The 19236-nt window shown below is 62.6% G+C and carries 14 protein-coding genes; 8 read left to right on the forward strand and 6 right to left on the reverse strand.

All coding sequences use genetic code 11. The features are described from left to right. The first annotated feature begins 1 nt into the window (after window position 1). From IEC33019_RS05705 to IEC33019_RS05740, 8 genes are all read left to right on the forward strand, one after another. Complete coding sequence (locus IEC33019_RS05705) at window positions 2-802, forward strand: aspartyl/asparaginyl beta-hydroxylase domain-containing protein (RefSeq protein WP_070091497.1); 801 nt, start codon at window positions 2-4, stop codon at window positions 800-802. Then, window positions 790-1809 (forward strand): sulfotransferase family protein, encoded by a 1020-nt coding sequence (locus IEC33019_RS05710; protein ID WP_070091496.1) that lies wholly within the window; start codon window positions 790-792, stop codon window positions 1807-1809. The genes IEC33019_RS05705 and IEC33019_RS05710 overlap by 13 nt, the downstream gene beginning before the upstream one ends. A gap of 126 nt (window positions 1810-1935) precedes the next feature. Then, window positions 1936-2439: a GNAT family N-acetyltransferase gene (locus IEC33019_RS05715; protein WP_070091495.1), complete on the forward strand. Its 504-nt coding sequence runs from the start codon at window positions 1936-1938 to the stop codon at window positions 2437-2439. Further along, window positions 2436-2756: a DUF6916 family protein gene (locus IEC33019_RS05720; protein WP_070091494.1), complete on the forward strand. Its 321-nt coding sequence runs from the start codon at window positions 2436-2438 to the stop codon at window positions 2754-2756. The genes IEC33019_RS05715 and IEC33019_RS05720 overlap by 4 nt, the downstream gene beginning before the upstream one ends. A gap of 63 nt (window positions 2757-2819) precedes the next feature. Beyond that, window positions 2820-3398 carry a phage tail protein gene (locus tag IEC33019_RS05725; RefSeq protein WP_070091493.1) on the forward strand — a complete coding sequence of 193 codons (579 nt, stop codon included), beginning with the start codon at window positions 2820-2822 and terminating at the stop codon, window positions 3396-3398. 72 nt (window positions 3399-3470) lie between these two features. Continuing rightward, window positions 3471-4328 (forward strand): sulfotransferase family protein, encoded by an 858-nt coding sequence (locus IEC33019_RS05730; protein WP_070091492.1) that lies wholly within the window; start codon window positions 3471-3473, stop codon window positions 4326-4328. Window positions 4329-4374: 46 nt separating this feature from the next. Further along, the gene (locus tag IEC33019_RS05735; protein WP_099593157.1) at window positions 4375-11289 is read left to right on the forward strand and encodes an Ig-like domain-containing protein; all 6915 of its coding nucleotides are present in this window, start codon (window positions 4375-4377) and stop codon (window positions 11287-11289) included. Window positions 11290-11342: 53 nt separating this feature from the next. Beyond that, entirely contained in the window at window positions 11343-12839 is a 1497-nt protein-coding gene (locus IEC33019_RS05740; protein ID WP_070091486.1) for a TolC family protein, read from the forward strand. Between the two features lie 70 nt (window positions 12840-12909). Here IEC33019_RS05740 and cysC read toward each other — a convergent pair whose 3' ends face one another. From cysC to tssA, 6 genes are all read right to left on the reverse strand, one after another. Further along, window positions 12910-13524 carry an adenylyl-sulfate kinase gene (gene cysC / locus IEC33019_RS05745; protein WP_070091485.1) on the reverse strand — a complete coding sequence of 205 codons (615 nt, stop codon included), beginning with the start codon at window positions 13522-13524 and terminating at the stop codon, window positions 12910-12912. Between the two features lie 111 nt (window positions 13525-13635). Further along, window positions 13636-14463, reverse strand: coding sequence for a phosphonoacetaldehyde hydrolase (gene phnX / locus IEC33019_RS05750; protein ID WP_070091484.1), 828 nt, complete (start codon window positions 14461-14463; stop codon window positions 13636-13638). A 75-nt stretch (window positions 14464-14538) separates the two neighbouring features. Beyond that, the gene (locus IEC33019_RS05755; protein WP_070091483.1) at window positions 14539-15414 is read right to left on the reverse strand and encodes a LysR substrate-binding domain-containing protein; all 876 of its coding nucleotides are present in this window, start codon (window positions 15412-15414) and stop codon (window positions 14539-14541) included. A 50-nt stretch (window positions 15415-15464) separates the two neighbouring features. After that, the gene (locus tag IEC33019_RS05760; RefSeq protein WP_099593159.1) at window positions 15465-16760 is read right to left on the reverse strand and encodes an MFS transporter; all 1296 of its coding nucleotides are present in this window, start codon (window positions 16758-16760) and stop codon (window positions 15465-15467) included. Between the two features lie 112 nt (window positions 16761-16872). Then, window positions 16873-17961, reverse strand: coding sequence for an iron-containing alcohol dehydrogenase PsrA (psrA, locus tag IEC33019_RS05765; RefSeq protein WP_070091491.1), 1089 nt, complete (start codon window positions 17959-17961; stop codon window positions 16873-16875). Window positions 17962-18075: 114 nt separating this feature from the next. Further along, window positions 18076-19170 carry a type VI secretion system protein TssA gene (gene tssA, locus IEC33019_RS05770; protein WP_070091481.1) on the reverse strand — a complete coding sequence of 365 codons (1095 nt, stop codon included), beginning with the start codon at window positions 19168-19170 and terminating at the stop codon, window positions 18076-18078. Window positions 19171-19236 lie beyond the last annotated feature (66 nt).

Genomic DNA, 19236 nt, shown 5'->3' on the forward strand with positions numbered 1-19236 from the left:
GATGAATGGTCGCGCATTGCCGCTGTGTGCGCGGCTGCCTCATCCTGTCGACCTGCCTGGGTTGCTCCAGGCCCTGGTGCGGATCGACGGTGATGCATGGCAGCCTCATTTCAACCGTGGTTACTACGAAGGCGACTGGAGTGGGGTGGCGCTCGTGGTGGCTGAAGACGCGCCGCTACCCCTCGCGCCCGGGCTGGGGGCGCCCGTGCGTTGTGGCTGGTGGCGGGGAGAGGCCGCCTGGGAGGGCTTGCTGGACAGTTTTCAGGCTGGCGTGCGCGCTGCCAGATTGCTGCGCTTAGGACCAGGAGCACAGATTCACGAACATTGCGACCCCGACCTGGGCCAGCCGGACGGTTGCCTGCGCTTGCATGTGCCATTGTTGAGCCCGCCGGGTGTCGAGTTTCTGGTCGAGGGGTTGCAGGTGCCGATGCAGCCGGGCGAATGCTGGTTCGTCGACCTCTCACGTGCCCATCGGGTGGACAATCCCACCGCGCAGGAACGTATCCACCTCGTGCTCGACTGCGACCCTGCCCCTTGGTTGTTGGCGCTCATCCAGCAAGGGCTGGTGCAGACGCCTGTGTTGCAACAAGGCAAGGCCGAGCGCGCCTTCGCGGCGTTTCGCGAGCATGTGTTGGGCGATCCGATGCTCGCGGCCCATCTCCAAGGTCTGAACGATTCGCGAGCTTTCCAGCGTGAGTCACGACGCCTGGGGGCGCAGCTGGGGTTCGAATTTACCGAGGCGCAGGTTTCAGCCGCCATGCGGCGGGGCAGGCAAGCGTGGAACGATCAATGGCGAACATGATGGACAAGATCGACTTGAACGGCTGGTTGCCTATCCGCGCCTGGCTGCACGAAGGCGACTGGTGGCTGGATTGGTGCTGGTTCGGTACCCAGCGCCTGACCCGGCCCTTCTTACGAAACGATGTCGATGCAGCTTTGCGCCTGCCGTTCAACCAGGCTTTTCGTCACCAGACCCGCTTGCAGACGTTGTTGCAGTGGCACAGCGACAGCCCAGGATTGTCGCCCAATGTGCTGGTGTTCCACGCATCGCGTTGCGGTTCGACGCTGATCGCGCAACTGTTGGCGGGTCTTGAGCGCAACATCGTGTTGTCCGAGCCCCCACCTCTAGACAGCTTGCTGCGAGCCCACCTCTGCGACCCTGGTGCATCTCGTTGGCAGGTCGACGCCGTGGTAGCGCTGCTATCGGCCTATGGCCAGCGGCGGCGGGGCGATGAGCGACAGTTGGTGGTCAAGCTCGACGCCTGGAACGTGTTTGAGGCGCCTATGCTGGCCTCGCTGTATCCCGATACGCCACGCTTGTTTTTGTATCGCGACCCGATAGAGATCGTGGTTTCGCAGTTGCAGCAGGGGGGGATGCAGCGGCTTGCGGGGTTGCTCGGGCCGTCGGTGCTGGATGCGTTGATACCGAACGCCCAAGCAATGCCGGTGCTGGAGTATTGCTGCCGGATGGTCGGGGAGATCCTGCGCGCAGGGCTGGCATTGTGTCGGGATCTGGGCGCGATTGCGGTGAACTACAGCGAGTTGCCCCAGGCGATGTGGGGACGTTTAGGGCCTGTGCTAGGGATCGAGGAGTCGGATAGGTGCCAGTTGCAGGCCATTGCACTGCAAGATGCCAAACACCCGAACATGCCGTTCGCGCAGGATACCCAGCGCAAGCGAGAGGCTGCCACCGAGGCGATGCATGAGGCTGTGCAGCGCTGGGCTTGGGCGCCTTATGCCGCGTTGGAGCGTCTACGTCTGGGCGGTGAGGAATCGGCCGCTACGGGCTTGAAACGCTTGTTTGAATAAATACTTGGGCTTTAGCGTTCTGGGTAGTGGCTATTGGCCTTCAGCTTGCGTTACGCTCTGCCGAATCCCTCATTCGCAGGGAGTTCGCAGCTCCTTTGTCGGAGCCGTTGCAGGGAAGCACTACGCATGCAAACTGTCCAATTGCACCTTCGCCCGATCACGGACACCGACCAGGCCTTCCTGCAACAACTGTATGCCACTACGCGTATCGATGAGTTGGCAGCTGTCCCCTGGGACGAGGCGGCTAAGGTCGCGTTTCTCCTCCAGCAGTTCCAGGCCCAGCACAGTTACTACCAAGCGCATTATCAGGACGCCGACTTTGCGCTGATCTGCCAGGCAGAGCAGCCCATTGGGCGCCTTTATCTGTTCCGTGGCCCCAGCACCTTCAACCTGATCGATATTTCCTTGCTGCCGCCATGGCGTGGGCTTGGTATTGGCAGCGCCTACCTGCGTGAGATCACCCGTGAAGCGGATGCGCAAGGCAAGTCGATTCGCTTGTTCGTCGAGCCGGAAAACCCTGCGCGGCGGTTGTATGAGCGTTTTGGCTTCCAGCAAAGCGGGCGTCGACAACTTTATCTGCAAATGTACCGCGATGCCGGAGCGTGCACCGCGGCGGAGGCTCGAGTATGACGGCGTTTCCAGGTCGCGAGGCCTTTGTGGGGTACCTGCAAAAACCCTGGCAATTGGCGTGGGCCGAAGGAAGCCTTGCCGTTGAGCTGGTGGACGTCAATGAGGGGATCGCGATGAACGCGCGTCATGAGTGTTTCGACCTGGTGTTCGCGTTGCCCAGCGGGTGCCAACTCCCCCAGCACACCTACGACCTGCATGCCCCGGACGGCTGGCATTTGCCTGGCTTGCTGATGACGCCCATCGGGCCTGCAGAGGACGGCGAGCGGCAATTGCTCCAGGCGGTGTTCCATGTGCGCCGCGCCACCCCGAACCCGTGAGTTTGTCCCGCGCAGCGATGCGTAACCTGCCGCACGAAAGCGGCATCTTCGAGGAGCAGTCAAATGAGCGATCCCTTCATTGGTGAGATCCGCATGGTCGGATTCAACTACGCGCCTTACGGCTGGGCGTTTTGCCAGGGCCAGGAGATCAGCATTCAGCAGAACCAGGCGTTGTTTTCCTTGCTGGGTGTGACCTATGGCGGCAATGGCACGACCACATTCAAACTGCCGGACCTGCGCGGGCGCTCGCCTGTAGGGATCGGTGCCGGCAGCCCCTTCACTGCCGTGAACATCGGTGATGTCGGCGGCCAGGAGAGCATGACCCTGACCTCCGCCCAGATGCCTGCGCACACCCATGCCGTGAGCGGTACCTGCAACATGAACGTGGGCGGCACACCCGTGTCGCCTGCCTTGGCGCCCACCAGTGGGAGCAGCGTCCTGGGCGGCTCTCTGAGCGGCTCTGCGCAGGCGGCGGCGATCTGGTCGTCGGAGCTCAAGGACCCGGTACAACTGGGCAACGCGATCACCCCGAACCTTGCGTTGTCCGTCGCCGGTAGCAGCCAGCCCGTCGCTATTCGCAACCCTTTCCTGGGTATCAACTTCGTGATCTCCATGACGGGTGTCTGGCCATCACGTAACTGATAGCCGGTTCGCGGCCGCCCTGCGCTCTGGAGCAAGGCGGCTTTCGACTCCGCAGCAAACGGTACAGGATCAATGTCTGCTCCCCGGTTTCACTTCATTTCCGGCCTGCCGCGCTCAGGTTCCACCCTGCTGGCGGCGCTGTTGCGGCAGAACCCGCGCTTCCATGGTGGCATGACCAGCCCGGTAGGTGGCCTGTTCATGGGCATGCTCAACCAGTTTGGCGCAGGCAGCGAGTTTGGTCCGGTGCTGACGCATGAGCAGCGCAAGCGTTTGCTCTTGGGCTTGTTCCATAGCTATTACGCCGATCAGTTCGACAAAGAGGTGATCTTCGACACCAACCGGCAATGGTGCGCCAAGCTGCCGGCTATCTTGGACCTGTTCCCGAACGCCAAGGTGATCGCCTGTGTGCGCAATGTCGCCTGGGTCATGGACAGCATCGAGCGGCTGTACCGAGGCAATCCCTACGAAACAACCAAGCTGTTCAACGACGAGAGCGAGCGCATTACCGTGTACAGCAGGGTCGATACCCTTGCCCAGCGCAATCGCCTGGTGGGTTACGCCTGGGGGGCGCTCAAGGATGCGTACTACGGTGAGCATGCCCGCGCCTTGCTGGTGATCGACTACGACCTGTTGGTTTCGGCCCCCGAACACGTGTTGCGCCTGGTCTATCAGTTCCTGGGCGAGCCGTGGTTTGAGCACGACTTCGCCCATGTCGAGTACGACGCCCCAGAGTTCGATCAAGGGCTTGGCCTCAAAGGGCTGCACAAGGTGCGCCCGAAAGTCGAGGCCAGCGTGCGCCGCACCGTGCTGCCGCCGGATTTGTTTGAGCAGTACGCGCACCTGGACTTCTGGAAGGACTCGCAGCACAGCGAGGCCAATGTCATCAGGCTCACCCGGCCTGCCCGGAACATCGACAGTGACCGTGCCTGACCCTTTCGGGTCGCGCCAAGAGCAGCATTCAACGAGGAAGAAAGCCATGCGCTGGGGTAAATCCAAGGAAATAGATGCAAGCCAAGGCTTGCCATCGCGGCCGCAGGCACTGATCAGTGCGCTGGAACCTCGCATGATGTTCGACGGCGCCGTGGCGGCGACCGTCGCCAGTGATGTTGCCGTCAGTGAACCGAGTGCTGTTTCCAAGGACCAGCCAGGCCCGACTGCCGAGCACGGGCAGGCCGCGGCGCCCACGCCGGGCAGCGATGCACCCCAGGCTCCGGCCGGGACGTCCGACACTGCCAAGCCTGTCAGTAAGGATGCGGTGGCCGCTCAGCAATTGGCGTTGGCAGGACCGGTCGCCGAGGCGCAAGCGCAGCGCAAGGAGATCGTCTTCGTCGATACCCGTGTGCCGGACTATCAGTCACTGCTCGCCAGCATCGACCCCAGTGCAGAAGTGGTGTTGCTCGCCACTGACCGCGACGGTGTGCAGCAGATTGCCCAAGCCTTGACCGGCCGAACGAACGTCGATGCGATCCATATCATTTCCCATGGGGACGCGGGCGTCCTACTGCTGGGCGATAGCCCGGTCTACCAGGGCAACCTCGCCCAGTACAGCGATCAACTGCAAGCTATTGGTCAGGCACTGACGGCCGAGGGTGATATACAGCTTTATGGTTGTGAAGTCGGGCAAGGCAATGTCGGCAAACAGTTCATCGATCAACTCGCGACCCTGACCGGCGCTGATGTCGCGGCATCGGACGATGTCACCGGCAAAGGGGGCGATTGGGTGCTGGAAATCACCACTGGGGCGATTTCATCCAGTTCGGCCCTGAACCTCTCGCAACTGGCCAATTACGATCACCGGCTGGTGACCACAGCGGTTAGCGACCTGGCAGGGCTCAAGGCCGCTATCAACCTGGGGAACAGCGATGGCGAGGATGACCTGATCACGTTGCTGGGTGATATCACCTTCACGGGCGGTGGCGACACCGTCAGCATCAACGTCACCGATGGCCATACCATGACCATCGTTGGCGGCAACCATACCCTCAATGGCAACAACCAGGCACGTGTGCTGGATGTGGCTACGACTGGCGCGGGTTCCGCAGTGGTCATCGACAGCCTCACCATCAGCAATGGTCTGATCGTTGGCAATGGGGCCAACGAGGGTGCCAGTGCGCAAGACAGCCTGGGCGCTGGCATTCGCAATAGCGGTGTCTTGACCTTGCTCAACAGCACCGTCACCGGTAACAAGGCGTCCGGCGGTGGTGGCGGCGGCGGTGGCGGTGGCTTCTACGGCGGTGGCGGCGGTGGCGGTGGCGGTTTTGGTGGCCACAGCGGTGGTCAGGGCGGGGCCAGCCAAGGGAGCTTGATCGGGGCGACCTCGCCAAACGGCATCATCGGAGGCAATGGCGCGGGGGGGAGTTCCTTGACTGGCGGGCGCGGCGGCGATGCCGTTGGCGGAGCCGGAGGCAGCTACAGCGGTAATGGTGCCAATACCTACGGCTATAGCGCCGGCGGTATGGGCGGCACGGCCAGCAACGGCACGACCAGTATCGGCGGTGGTGGCGGTGGTGTGGGCATCGCCGTGTCCGGTGGCAAGGGCGGCGCCGCGGCAGGCGGCATCTACAACACCGGTACCCTTACGGCCCTGAATAGCAGTATCACCAACAACCTAGGCGCAGGGGGAGGCGGTGGTGGTGGCAGCACGGCGTATGCTCCTGCGTCGCAGCGAGGTGGCGATGGCGGGGCGGGTATCGGCGCGATCTGGAACGCGGGTGGCACCGTGCGCCTGGACAGCAGCACCGCCAGCACCCTTTCAATCGGGAACGCGGGGGCCAGCGGCACAGGTGGCAAGGGGGAAACCATCGGCCTCAACGGCAGTGCGGGGCTTGCCAAGCAGGACTACTACGATACCGGCGGTGGCCAGACCATCCTCGACTACAACCCCAATGCGGCGCCCGTCGTCACGGGCGTGGGCGGCAATACCTTCACTCAAGGGGGCGGGGCGGTTCTGCTCGATCCTACGGGAAGTGCGAGCGTCACCGACAGTGATTCGGCCAATTTCAACGGCGGCAACCTGACCGTATCGATCACGGGCAATGGTGTGACGGGCGAAGACATCCTGTCGATCCGTGACCAGGGTACCGGCGCTGGGCAGGTCGGTATCAACGGCAACAATGTCACGTTCGGCGGTACGGTCATCGGTACTTTCACCGGGGGGAGTCACGGGGCCGCCCTGGTGGTGACGTTCAATGCCAGCGCCACTGCCGCGGCCGCCGAGGCCGTGATACGCAATCTCGCCTACGCCAACAGCAATGTCACGAATGGAATCGGCCAAGCGACCCGCACGATCAGCATCACCGTCAACGATGGCGATGGCGGCACTTCCAATGCTGTGATCGCAAACATTGCCGTGGTGGAGACCATCGCACCGACCTCGACCATCGTCGTGGCCGATAGCGCCTTGCGCGTGGGTGAGACCTCCACGGTGACCATCACGTTCAGCGAGGCGGTGACCGGTTTCGATAACAGCGACCTCACCGTGCAGGGCGGTACCCTGAGCAATGTCTCCAGCAGTGACGGCGGCATCACCTGGACCGCCACCTTCACACCTGCCAGCAATCTACACAGCACCAGCAACGTCATCACGCTCAATGCCAGCGGTGTGACTGACATCGCCGGAAACGCGGGCGTAGGCACCCCGACATCGAACAACTATGCCATCGACACCCAAGCACCGACGGCGAGCATCGTGGTGAGCGACAGCAGCCTGAAGGTGGGCCAAACCTCGACGGTGACCATCACCTTCAGCGAGGCCGTGACAGGCTTCACCACCGCCGACCTGACGGTGGAGAACGGTATGGTGAGCAACCTCAGCAGCGCTGACGGTGGCATCACCTGGACGGCTACCCTCACGCCCTTGGCCAATATCCAGGACAGCAGCAGCGTCATCACCCTGAACAACAGCGGCGTGACCGACCAAGCGGGTAACGTGGTGACGGGCGCTACGGTGTCGAACAACTATGGCGTCGATACCCGGGCGCCGACGGCGACCATCGTGGTGGCCGACAGCAGCTTGAGTGTGGGCGAGACCTCGACGGTGACCATCACCTTCAGTGAGGCGGTGAGCGGTTTCGACAACAGCGACCTGAGTGTGCAGGGCGGCACCCTGAGCCAGGTCACCAGCAGTGATGGCGGCATCACCTGGACCGCCACTTTCACCCCCACGAGCAATCTCCAGAGCACAGGCAACGTCATCACGCTGACCAACAGCGGCGTAACGGACGCTGCCGGCAACAGCGGAGTCGGCACCACAGTGTCGAACAGCATTGCCATCGATACACAGGCGCCGACGGCCACCATCGTCATGAGCGACACCCTCCTGGGTATCGGCCAATCCACCACGGTGACCATCACCTTCAGTGAGGCGGTGAGCGGTTTCGACAACAGCGACCTGGTGGTGCAGGGCGGCAGCCTGAGCCAGGTCACCAGCAGTGACGGTGGCGTCACTTGGACCGCCACCTTCACCCCCACGATCAATCTCCAAAGCACCAGCAACGTCATCACCCTGAACAACAGCGGCGTGATGGACGCTGCTGGCAATGCAGGCAGCAGCACCACCGAATCGAACGCCTATACCGTTGACACCCAGCGCCCTGTCGCGACCATCGTGCTGGACGATATCAGTTTGCGTGCCGGGGAAAGCGCGCAGGTGACCATCACCTTCAGCGAGGCAGTGACCGGTTTCGACTACAGTGACCTCACGGTAAGCAATGGCACCCTGAGCGCACTGAGCAGCAGCGATGGCGGCATCACCTGGACGGCGATCTTCACGCCAGCGGCCAATACCCAGAGCAACAGCAACTTCATCAGCTTGAACAACAGTGGCATCGCCGATGCCGCAGGCAATGCGGGCACAGGCGTCACGCAGTCGGCCAACTATGCCATCGATACCCGGGCGCCGACGTCGACCATCGTAGTGGCCGACAGCAGCCTGAGTGTGGGCGAAACCTCGACGGTGACCATCACCTTCAGCGAGGCGGTGAGCGGTTTCGACAACAGCGACCTGAGTGTACAAGGCGGCACCCTGAGCAATGTCACCAGCAGTGATGGGGGCATCACTTGGACGGCGATCTTCACGCCAACCGCTGCTATCGAGAACACGAGTAACCTCATCACGTTGGACAACAGTGGCGTTACAGGCACGGTCTCCGGCAATGCGGGAGCGGGTACGACAACGTCGAACAGCTATGCCATCGATACCCGGGCACCGACGGCGACCATCGTGGTGACCGACAGCAGCCTGAGTGTGGGCGAAACCTCGACGGTGACCATCACCTTCAACGAGGCGGTGAGCGGTTTCAGTAACAGCGACCTCATCGTGCAGGGCGGTACCCTGAGCAATGTCTCCAGCGGTGACGGCGGCATCACCTGGACTGCCATTTTCACGCCGACTAGCAATTTCCAGGGGACCACCTTCATTACCCTGAACAACAGCGGTGTGACTGACGCTGCCGGTAACACAGGGGCGGGCGCTGCGGTGTCGAACACCATTGCTATCGATACGCAGGCACCGACGGCGAGCGTCGTCGTGGCCGATAGCGCCTTGCGCGTGGGTGAGACCTCCACGGTGACCATCACGTTCAGCGAGGCGGTGACCGGTTTCGATAACAGCGACCTCACCGTGCAGGGCGGTACCCTGAGCAATGTCTCCAGCAGTGACGGCGGCATCACCTGGACCGCCACTTTCACACCTACCAGCAATCTACACAGCACCAGCAACGTCATCACGCTCAATGCCAGCGGTGTGACTGACATCGCCGGAAACGCGGGCGTAGGCACCCCGACATCGAACAGCTATGCCATCGACACCCAAGCACCGACGGCGAGCATCGTGGTGAGCGACAGCAGCCTGAAGGTGGGCCAAACCTCGACGGTGACCATCACCTTCAGCGAGGCCGTGACAGGCTTCACCACCGCCGATCTGACGGTGGAGAACGGTATGCTGAGCAACCTCAGCAGCGCTGACGGTGGCATCACCTGGACGGCCACCCTCACGCCCTTGGCCAATATCCAGGACAGCAGCAGCGTCATCACCCTGAACAACAGCGGCGTGACCGACCAAGCGGGTAACGTGGTGACGGGCGCTACGGTGTCGAACAACTATGGCGTCGATACCCGGGCGCCGACGGCGACCATCGTGGTGGCCGACAGCAGCTTGAGTGTGGGCGAGACCTCGACGGTGACCATCACCTTCAGTGAGGCGGTGAGCGGTTTCGACAACAGCGACCTGAGTGTGCAGGGCGGCACCCTGAGCCAGGTCACCAGCAGTGATGGCGGCATCACCTGGACCGCCACTTTCACCCCCACGAGCAATCTCCAGAGCACAGGCAACGTCATCACGCTGAACAACGGTGGTGTAATCGATGCTGCCGGCAATACGGGAAGCAGTACGACCAACTCGAACACATACACCGTCGACACCCAGGCGCCCACGGCAGCTATCGTGGTGAGCGACGCCAGTCTGCGTGCGGGCCAGACCTCGCAGGTGACCATCACCTTCAGTGAGCCGGTAAGTGGCCTCACGGTCGCCGACCTGATCGTCGAGAACGGAACACTGAGCCACTTGAGCAGCAGTGATGGCGGCATCACCTGGACCGCGACGCTGACACCCAAGGACAACATCTCCGACACCTCGAACGTCATAGAACTGAACGGTCATGGCATTACCGACAGCGCCGGGAATCGGGTAGCCGGTGCGACGATCTCGAACAACTACAGTCTCGATACCCGCCTACCCACTGTCGAGCGTGTCGAGGTACCTGCCGGTGGCCCCTACAAGGTAGGTGAGGTGCTGTCGTTCGTGGTCAGCACCCAGGAAGCTGTGATGGTTCAAGGTGTTCCGCGCCTGGTTCTGGACATCGGCGGGCGTACAGTGTTTGCCAACTACACAACAGGCTCGGGCAGTTCGACGTTGGTGTTCCAGTACACCGTGCAGGCTGGGGACAACGATGCCAACGGCATCGAAGTAGTGGGCCTGACGGCAACCGGTGCAAGCGTCCAGGATGCTGCCGGCAATGCCTTGAACACGACATTGTCGTCGGTTGGTGACACCCGTGAGGTGATCGTCGATACGCATGCCCCGACGATCGAAAGCATCGTGCCCAAGCCATCGAGCACGCCGGGCAGTCTTGGCTTTATCGTGACCTTTGACGAGCGCGTCAATGGCCTGGACTTGTCCGACTTCGACCTGGTGAGCACAGGTAGCGCCAAAGGCAGTCTGCAGTCGCTGATACAAATCGACGCGCGTACTTGGGAAGTCAACGTTACAGGCGTATCGGGGTCAGGTGGTCTGGCGCTTGCGTTCAACGGCTCGGGTGTTAGCGATGTTGCGGGCAATGCCTTTGTCGGCAGCTCCACTGGCCCGGTTCAGGCCCTGGGGTCGAACGATGGCGATCCACAGTTTCGCGTCAGTACACCCGTGTCCGAGCCGCCGCCGCAGAGCACTGTGCAGACGCGGTCACTTTGGTCGGACCCAGCACCTTACCAGTCGCCGCTTGTGCCCCCGCCCTTGTTCGATGTGCCCACCGTGGGCAATGGTATTGCGACCCTCGGCACGATCTTCATCCATAACGGTGCGCTTGCACCGAGCTACATCGCACAGGTCTTCGCCAGAGACCCAGATGCCCTCGGTCATGGCTTCGGTGGTGCCGAGGGGAGCATGTTCGGTAGCAGCAGCCTGGCCAGCATCTTCGCCAAATCGATACCGGACGATGGTGGCCAGTACGAACTCAATGACGGCAAACCTTGGCGCTTGGAGGGGGAGGGCAAGGGGCTGTCAGGGGCGCCGACCCTTGGTCGACAGCTTCAGAGCATCGAAGACAGTAAACAGCGTGAGGCTAGGGATCTTGCAGCAGCGCTTGGGCAGATCATGACGCGAGTACCTCAGGTGTGAGCGAGAACAAAACGAGAACAAACAGTTGTGCCGTACCAAGGGGGCGGCCAGGGATGAGCAAAGCATCTAGGTTTTTTGCGGTAAGTGTTCTGGCATTGGCGGTCACAGGATGTGCGGTCAAGACTCAGCCAATCGACCGGGCTGTCAGCGAGCAGCGTGCGCAGGCGGATCTGTCGAGCATGTTCAAAGGGCAAGAGGCACTGCACGGTCCCCTGACCTTGCACGATGCTATGGCCCGGGCGGTCAAGTACAACCTCGAGGCGCGTCTGAAGGTAATGGAGGAGGCCTTGGCCCAGCGCCAGGTCGACCTGGCCACCTTTGACATGCTGCCACGCATGGCGTTGTCAGCCGGATATGCCGGGCGCAGCAATGTCAGCGCGTCCAGCAGCCAGAGCGTCCTGACCAACACCCAGTCCCTGGAGCCCTCGACCTCCCAGGACCGCGACCGGGATGTGGCGGACCTGACCATGGTCTGGAACGTGCTGGACTTCGGTGTCAGCTATATCAGCGCCAAGCAGCAGGGTGATCAGCGTCTGATCGTCCAGGAGCGTCGTCGCAAGGTCGTTCAGACCATCATCCAGGACGTGCGCTCGGCCTACTGGCGCGCAGTGGCCGCAGAGCGCCTGCTGTCGCAGATCGATGGTCTGATGGCGCGTGTCGACCAGGCCAAACAGAACAGCCAGCGCTTGGGCGAGCAACGTCTAGGTGACCCGATCGAAACCCTGAACTATCAGCGGGCGCTGATCGAAGCCACCCGTCAGTTGGAGGAGCAACGCCGGGCGTTGTCCTTGGCCAAGACAGAGCTGGCCGCGCTGATCAACCTGCCGCCCGGGACAGAGCTCACGCTGGCAGAGAACAATGACTACAGCGTGCCGGAACTCAAGGTAGATATGGGTACACTCGAGCACCAGGCATTGGCCTCGCGCCCTGAGCTACGTGAACAGGACTACCAGGCGCGCATCAGCGCAGCCGAAGTGCGCAAATCCATGTTGCGGATGTTGCCGGGCCTTGAATTTTCCGCTGGTGGGCATTACGACAGCAACAGCTTCCTGACCAACCAGCACTGGGCTGATTATGGCGTGAAGGTCACTTGGAATCTGTTCAACGTCCTTTCGGCCCCTGCATCGATCGACATGGCCAAAGCGGGCGAGCAAGTCGTGGAAGCGCGTCGCCAAGCCATGTCCATGGCCATCCTCGCTCAGTTGTACGTCGCCAACGCCAATTTCAACGAAGCCCGGCGCCAGTTCGCTACCAGCCAGCAACTGGTGTCTCTGGACCAGCAGATCATCGAGCAACTGCGCAACCGCCACCAGGCTCAGGGTATCGGTGAGTTGGAACTGATCCAGGGCGAGTTGAATGCATTGCAAGCCGACCTGCGTCGTGACTTGGCCTACGCCGAGTTGCGCAACAGCTATGGGCAAGTGTTCGCCAGTGCAGGACTGGATCCGCTGCCGAGCAGCTTGCCCTCTGCGCAGTTGTCCGATATCGCCCAGGCATTGGGCAACAACGAGGCGCGCTGGCAGCGGGGCGATATCACCCCAGGCTCCTGATGTGTGACGGGCCTGCTTCGGCAGGCCTTTGCGCTGTGGCGCCCGCGCCTTTGAAAGCGAAGCCCCGGTGCTATCGAGCCGCTGAGGGCGTGGCGGGGCGTAGTGTGCCTGCGTCATGCGTCAGCGGCACGTGTTCTTGCACATAGGCCAACAGCATCGCCGCCGAGGCAGCCAGGGGCATTTGCGTGGTGTCGATCAGAAAATCCGGGTGTGTCGGTGCCTCGTAGGGGGCATCGATCCCGGTAAATGCCTTGATCGCTCCGTTTCGTGCCCGACGATACAACCCCTTGGGGTCACGCGCCTCGCAGGTCGCCAGGTCGGCGTTGACGTGAACCTCATGGAACCCGGCTGCGCAGACCTGTCGTGCGGCGGCACGGTCGGCGCGATAAGGGGAAATGAACGCAACGATGCAGATCATGCCGGCATCGGCGAACAACGCTGCAACATGGCTGGTGCGCCGGACATTCTCACGACGGTCCTCGGGCGAGAATGCCAGATCCGCGTTCAGCCCCGTGCGCAGGACATCGCCATCGAGTACGTAACAGCCATAACCGAGTTCGCGCAGTCGTTGTTCGAGTGCCTTGGCCAGCGAGGATTTGCCAGCGCCAGAAAGGCCCGTCAGCCAGATGACTGCGCCAGTATGGCCTTGGGTCAAGCGGCGTTGCTCGCATCCTGCGTCGTGCATGCGAAGGCTCCTATGAAGAGGTAGCGGGAGTGTACTGTGTCGGAGGCAGGAGCGAACAGAGGGCGGCCTGCAAACACGCACAAGCCCGCACGAGGCGGGCTTGTGCAAGCCTTAGCTGCCTTGTGGCACCTCCCCCTTCGCCAGGCGTGCATTGATGTCGGCGATGACTTCAGGCAGTTCGGCGATGGTGTCGATCAGGTAATGCGGGCGCGAGCCTTCGAACGACTGACCGATGCGCAGGCGTTCCTGTGCCAACCGGTCCGCCGGCAGGGCTTTGTATTGCTCGTAGGTCAGCCCCAGCGCATTGCCCGAGCAGGTGAGGGCGACCGTCCACATGCCGGCACGGCGACCTTCGAGAATGCCCGGCCAGGTGTCGTCGACCTTGACGCACGCCGCGACGTCCTCGATGCCCAGGGCAATCACGTTGGCCAGCGCCTGGGCCGGGTGTGGGCGGCCATTGGGGACTTCATCGGTGGCCACCACATGGTCGGCTTCGTAGCCGTTGGTCTTGGCCAGGGCCACGACCTTTTCCATCACCACCGCCGGATAGCCAGAGCACGAGCCGATCTTCAGGCCTTGCGCGCGCAGCTTCAGGATGGTCTCCAGCGCGCCGGGAATCAGCGCCGAATGCTCGGCGATCTTCTCGATCTGCAACGGCATGAAGCGGTTGTAGATCGCCGTCACGTCCTGGTCAGTTGGGTAGCGGCCGAAGGTCGCGTGATAGCGCGCGGCGATTTGCGGCAGGTCGCACAGGGTGCGGATGTGGTCCCACTTGCCCATGCCCATCGGGCCACGCGCTTCTTCCAGGCTGACCTCGACGCCAAACTCGGCGAACGCCTCGACGAAGATCTGGGTCGGCGCGAAGGAGCCGAAATCGACCACGGTGCCGGCCCAGTCGAGCACGACAGCCTGCAGTTTGCTGGGGATGTGATAGTTCATGGTGTTCTCCAGTGAGTGAAATTCAGGACGAGCGAGGCCAGCCCGCACGCGGCGGGCGGCAAGCAGGACGAAACATCAGTGCGAGTCGAGGGCGGCGCAGACGTCGAACAGTTCGCAGATGATCGGTCGATTGCGGCGAATGCTCAGGCAGCACAGGTAGTAGCTGATGTGGAACGGGTCTTCGACGAAGGCGATCGAGCGCGTGCCGGGGCGGTCGGCGTACTCCACCGCAGAGACGAAGCCAATCCCGATGCCATGGACCACCGCATGCACGATCGCCTCGCGGCTGTTGAGCTGCATCGCACAGTCGAGCGTCACACCATGTGCGTGGCAACCTTCCTCGACCAGCTGGCGCGTGCGAGAGGCCGGCTCGCGCAGCACCACACGTTGGTCGGCGATCTCCTTGACGCTGACCTGCTCGCGGTTGGCCCAAGGATGGTCGTCGCGCACCACCGCAAGGATCGGGCAGGTGCGATACAGCTGCGTACTCAGGCGATGGTCGAACTCCGATAGGGCCAGGATCGCCACGTCGATGTCGAAGTTGTACAGGCGCTCCAGCGTACCGGCTTCGCTGGTGAACGAGGTTTCCAGCTCGATGTCCGGGTACCGCTGCATCAGCGAATAGGTCAGGCTCATGGCAATCGGCGGGGAGACGGCGCCGATGCGCAGCATGCCCTGCTTGCGTTGGGCAAAGCTCTGCAGCAATTGCAGAGCTTCGTCCTCCTGGCCGAACAGTCCCTGCGTGATCTCGTACAACTGCTGGCCGGCAGGGCTGAGCTCGATGAAGCGGCCGCGACGATGGAACAGCTCCACCGAGAAGCGTTTTTCCAGCCCGCTGACCTGCTCGCTGATGGTCGGTTGGCCGATGTTGAGCAGCGTGGCGGCCTGGGTGAAGCTTCCGGTCCTGGCAACGGCATGAAAGGACCGCAACCATTTGTGGTACTGGTACATGGAGCCTCTCGGTCAGGGGCGCGCGGGCAATGACTGGCATGGTCACACCCTCAGCGCCGGATGAACAGGGCCACCAGGGCACTGCAGGCGCAGGCCGTTGTGACGACGATGAAGATCAGCGACGTATTGCCGGTAGTGTCCAGCATACGTCCAATCAACGGTTCGGCCAGGCCCGCGAACAGATAGGACGAGAAATTCATGATGCCCGTGGCGGTGCCAGCACGGCGTGCACCGACCAGGTCCGGGCACAGGGCCCAGAAACTCGACGCTGGGCCATAGACGAAGAACCCGCACAGGAACAGGGCCAGCAGGCCCATCGCGCTATGCGCCGGCAGGCTCCACATCCACAGGCTGGTCAGGGCGCCCAGGACCATGTAGAGCATGATCGCCAGGTAGCGCTTGCTGCCGAACAGCCGGTCCGAGACCCAACCGTTGCTCAATGCCCCCACCGCCATGCCCACCGGCAAGGCGACGGTGATCCACTTCGGGTCGATGAAACTGTCGCCTTTCTGCCAGTTGGCGCCCAGAAAATGCACCGGCACCCAGACGATCAACCCATAGCGCGCAGCATTCTGGAAACCCAGGGACACCGCGGCCACCAGCAGGCGAGGGTTCTTCAATACCGCCAGGTAGCGTTGCCGGGAGGTTTCCTGGTCGGCGTGGTCAGCCTCGTTCCCACGGTCCGCCGCGTTGGCCACGCCGGTGTCCTCCAAGGGCTCGAAGCCCATGTCCTGTGGCCGTTCCCGTGCCACCAGGTAGAACACGATGCCACCGGCCAGCATCAGCAGCACCGGCAGGCGGAAGATCCAGCGCCACTCCAGATGCAGCACATCGATGACCACCACCGAGGTCACATACGACAACACCGAGGCGCATCCCGCGGCGAATACATAGAAGCCGTAGACCTTGCCGCGCTCTCCGGCGCCCCACCAGTTCGACAGCAGACGGCTTCCCGGCGCCCAGCCCAGGGCCTGGAAGTAGCCATTGACGCCCCAGGGCAGGACGAGGCTAAAAAAGCCGCCTGCAAAGCTGGTGACCCAGTTCGCACCGCAAGACAGCACGGCACCCAGGCTCATGATGCGGCGCCCGCCGAACTTGTCGGCGAGATTGCCATTGATGGCTTGGCCGATGGCGTACATCCACAGCATCGCGCTGGAGGCCCAGCCGAGGGTTTCCTTGCTCAGTCCGAACTCGGCCTGGATGCCGGGAATGGCGAAGCCGAAGGTCTGGCGGCCGGTGTAGAAGAACAGGTAGCAGAACATCGCGGCCAACAGCATGCGCCATTGGGCGACGCGAAAAGGCGTGGTAGCGGTCAGCGGGCCAGACAGGGTTTGTGTACGGTTCATGACGGTTTTCCTTCTTGTTCGTAGGCGCCGCCGTGAGGCACGGCGGGTCGGCACTCTTGTTCGGTGCAACAGGGAAGGGCGGTGGATCTGGCCACCGCGGTCTGGACGCGTATCAGGCGGCGTGCGAGCCGATGAAGTTACGGCCGCGTGCGCCCTGCATGGCGAACTCGATCATCGCTTCGGCCTCGGCACCCGTCACGCCGTAATCCTCGAACTCGGTCTTGACCCCGAGGCGATGCAGAAACGTACGCAACCGTTGCTGCGCATCAGCCAGGTCGTTGCCGAACACTTGCTTGAGGGCTTGGTCACGTCCGGCGTCACGCCCCCAGGCAAGACCCAGCACCAAGGGCAAGGTGAAGGAGCAGGCAATGCCATGGGGCAGGCCATGGCGCAGGGTCATTTCATAGGAGATGGAATGGGCCAGGGCAGTCTTGGTGTTGGAGAAGGCCATGCCGGCCTTGAGCGCGGCCAAGGCCATGCGCGCGCGCAGTTCGCGGTTGCCAAGGTCCTGCTGAAGGCGCGGTAGGCACTCGAGGATGTCTTCGATGGCCGAAATGGCGAAGGTGTCGGAAATCGGGTTGGCGTTGTGGTTCCAGATCGACTCCAGCGCGTGGGACAGCGCATCCAGGCCGGTGGAGACTGTCACCGAGGCGGGCACGCTGAGCATCAGGTCAGGGTCGATCAGCGCCACTTTGGGCCAGGTGCACGCCAGGTGCAGCGAGTATTTCTTCTGCGCGCCCGCATCCCATAAGGTCGCCCAAGGGGTCACTTCGCTACCGGTGCCGGCGGTGGTGGGCGCGGCCACCAGAGTCTTGCTGCGTGCCGGGGTGAACGGTTTGCCACTGGCCAGTAGCTCCAGCAGTTCGTCGAAGCGACCCGAGGTGGTACCCACGATCAAGGCCTTGGCCGTGTCGATCGCGCTGCCGCCACCCAACGCAAGCACGGTGTCGCACTCGGCGTTGTCGTGCCAGAAGCGCTCATGGACCGTGCGCAGCCAGGCGACATCCGGGTTGGGCTGGACGTCGTCGATCACACACAGCAGCCGCTCGCCGAGCAGGCCGCGCACGCGTTCGACCAAGCCCAGTTGCGCGGCTTCGGGAAAGGTCACCAGCGCGACCTTGCCAGGGCACAGGGCGGGCAGGCGTTCCAGGCTGCCACTGCCGAACACGGTGGCGACGGGGTTGTGAAAGAGAGCGGGCATGGGCGGTTCCTTGTTTTTGTTGTTGAACGGTGCGCCCATGCTCGGCGGCTTGTGATTTTCGTTCCAATCGATTGATCGCAGGTACCTATCGGGTGGGCCGATAGTGCGTGTATCTCAACGCGGCTCGCGGGTCCCCAATACGTCGCGAATGTTGTCCACGACATTGCTGTCCTTGATCACATCGTTCAGCCAGCCTTCCAGCGGCATGTTGCCCCACTTGATGGCGCGCTCGATCAGGTAGGGGACAGGGCTCTGTGGTTCGCTCTGCTTGAAGAACTGTGCTACGCCCGCCAGCATGGTGAACGCTTCGTCACGGGTCAGGGGCGTGGTGCGCATTGGCGCGGGCACGGCGGGTTGAGCAGGCGTCGTCATGGGGGCACCAGGTTCGGTAGCAGGGGGGATCATGGCACTGGGCTCAGGTATCGCCACGGCGACAGGGTGCAGTTCGACACCACGGTCCTTGAGCAGTTTTTCCGCCAGTTGGCTGGCTCGCGACAGCATGTCGCTGAGGCTGGAAAAGCTCGGCGCCTCGCTGCCGAACAGGCGGTCGGCAGTGGCTTGAAGACGATTGCAGGCCTGAAGGCTGTCAGCAATCTGCAAGGCCTTTGTGCGCAGGTGATCGGTGTCGGTGAGCGCCACCGAACGCTGGAAGATCTCGGCGTTGATCTTGCCTTCGTCCAGCGCGGTCTGCATCGCCTTGGCGTTTTGCAAGGCGAGGTTCTCTACATGGCGTGATTCGTCATAGCGCAGCACGCCAAAATGCTGCCCTTGGGTAATGGGCAATCCACCGGCAATGTCGGTGAGGGTGGTCTTGAGCCAGGACAGTCGCGCCGCGCGCTCGTCCAGGCCGTCTTCGAGCGAGGGGTAGGCTGTGTCCCAGAACGTTTCCAGGATCCGCTCGGCGAGTTCGAGCCCGAAGGTGATGCCCAGGAAATGCTCGCGTTGGGCCAGGCCTTCGCTGAGCCAGGCTACCAGCATCAGGTCCTTGCTCTGGTGTGCAAGCCCTTGGGCCGAGAGGCTGATGGCTTTTTCCCAGTCAGCGGTCTTGAGGTCGGTTTGCCAGTCGCCTTGGGTCAGGTAGTCAGGGTCTGCCCGGCGCGCCTCCTTGATCTGGTCGAACAAGGCGGAGAAGCTCAAGTCTTCGCCGCTGCCACCGTCGATCGGCGCGGCCAGCTCGGCCAGCGAAAGGTCGTTGAGGATTTCAGGCATAAAGCACTCTGATCAGGGAAGGGGGCGTGCCGGCCAGGCCGGCACGCGACGGGACATGGGCCGTTC

The sequence above is a fragment of the Pseudomonas putida genome (genome assembly GCF_002741075.1).
Lineage (GTDB): Bacteria > Pseudomonadota > Gammaproteobacteria > Pseudomonadales > Pseudomonadaceae > Aquipseudomonas > Aquipseudomonas putida_T.

Bases quoted from the DNA above. Each gene is read 5' to 3' on its own strand.
- IEC33019_RS05705 (WP_070091497.1), top strand. From the start codon at position 2: ATGAATGGTCGCGCATTGCCGCTGTGTGCGCGGCTGCCTCATCCTGTC.
- IEC33019_RS05710 (WP_070091496.1), top strand. From the start codon at position 790: ATGGCGAACATGATGGACAAGATCGACTTGAACGGCTGGTTGCCTATC.
- IEC33019_RS05715 (WP_070091495.1), top strand. From the start codon at position 1,936: ATGCAAACTGTCCAATTGCACCTTCGCCCGATCACGGACACCGACCAG.
- IEC33019_RS05720 (WP_070091494.1), top strand. From the start codon at position 2,436: ATGACGGCGTTTCCAGGTCGCGAGGCCTTTGTGGGGTACCTGCAAAAA.
- IEC33019_RS05725 (WP_070091493.1), top strand. From the start codon at position 2,820: ATGAGCGATCCCTTCATTGGTGAGATCCGCATGGTCGGATTCAACTAC.
- IEC33019_RS05730 (WP_070091492.1), top strand. From the start codon at position 3,471: ATGTCTGCTCCCCGGTTTCACTTCATTTCCGGCCTGCCGCGCTCAGGT.
- IEC33019_RS05735 (WP_099593157.1), top strand. From the start codon at position 4,375: ATGCGCTGGGGTAAATCCAAGGAAATAGATGCAAGCCAAGGCTTGCCA.
- IEC33019_RS05740 (WP_070091486.1), top strand. From the start codon at position 11,343: ATGAGCAAAGCATCTAGGTTTTTTGCGGTAAGTGTTCTGGCATTGGCG.
- cysC (WP_070091485.1), bottom strand. From the start codon at position 13,524: ATGCACGACGCAGGATGCGAGCAACGCCGCTTGACCCAAGGCCATACT.
- phnX (WP_070091484.1), bottom strand. From the start codon at position 14,463: ATGAACTATCACATCCCCAGCAAACTGCAGGCTGTCGTGCTCGACTGG.
- IEC33019_RS05755 (WP_070091483.1), bottom strand. From the start codon at position 15,414: ATGTACCAGTACCACAAATGGTTGCGGTCCTTTCATGCCGTTGCCAGG.
- IEC33019_RS05760 (WP_099593159.1), bottom strand. From the start codon at position 16,760: ATGAACCGTACACAAACCCTGTCTGGCCCGCTGACCGCTACCACGCCT.
- psrA (WP_070091491.1), bottom strand. From the start codon at position 17,961: ATGCCCGCTCTCTTTCACAACCCCGTCGCCACCGTGTTCGGCAGTGGC.
- tssA (WP_070091481.1), bottom strand. From the start codon at position 19,170: ATGCCTGAAATCCTCAACGACCTTTCGCTGGCCGAGCTGGCCGCGCCG.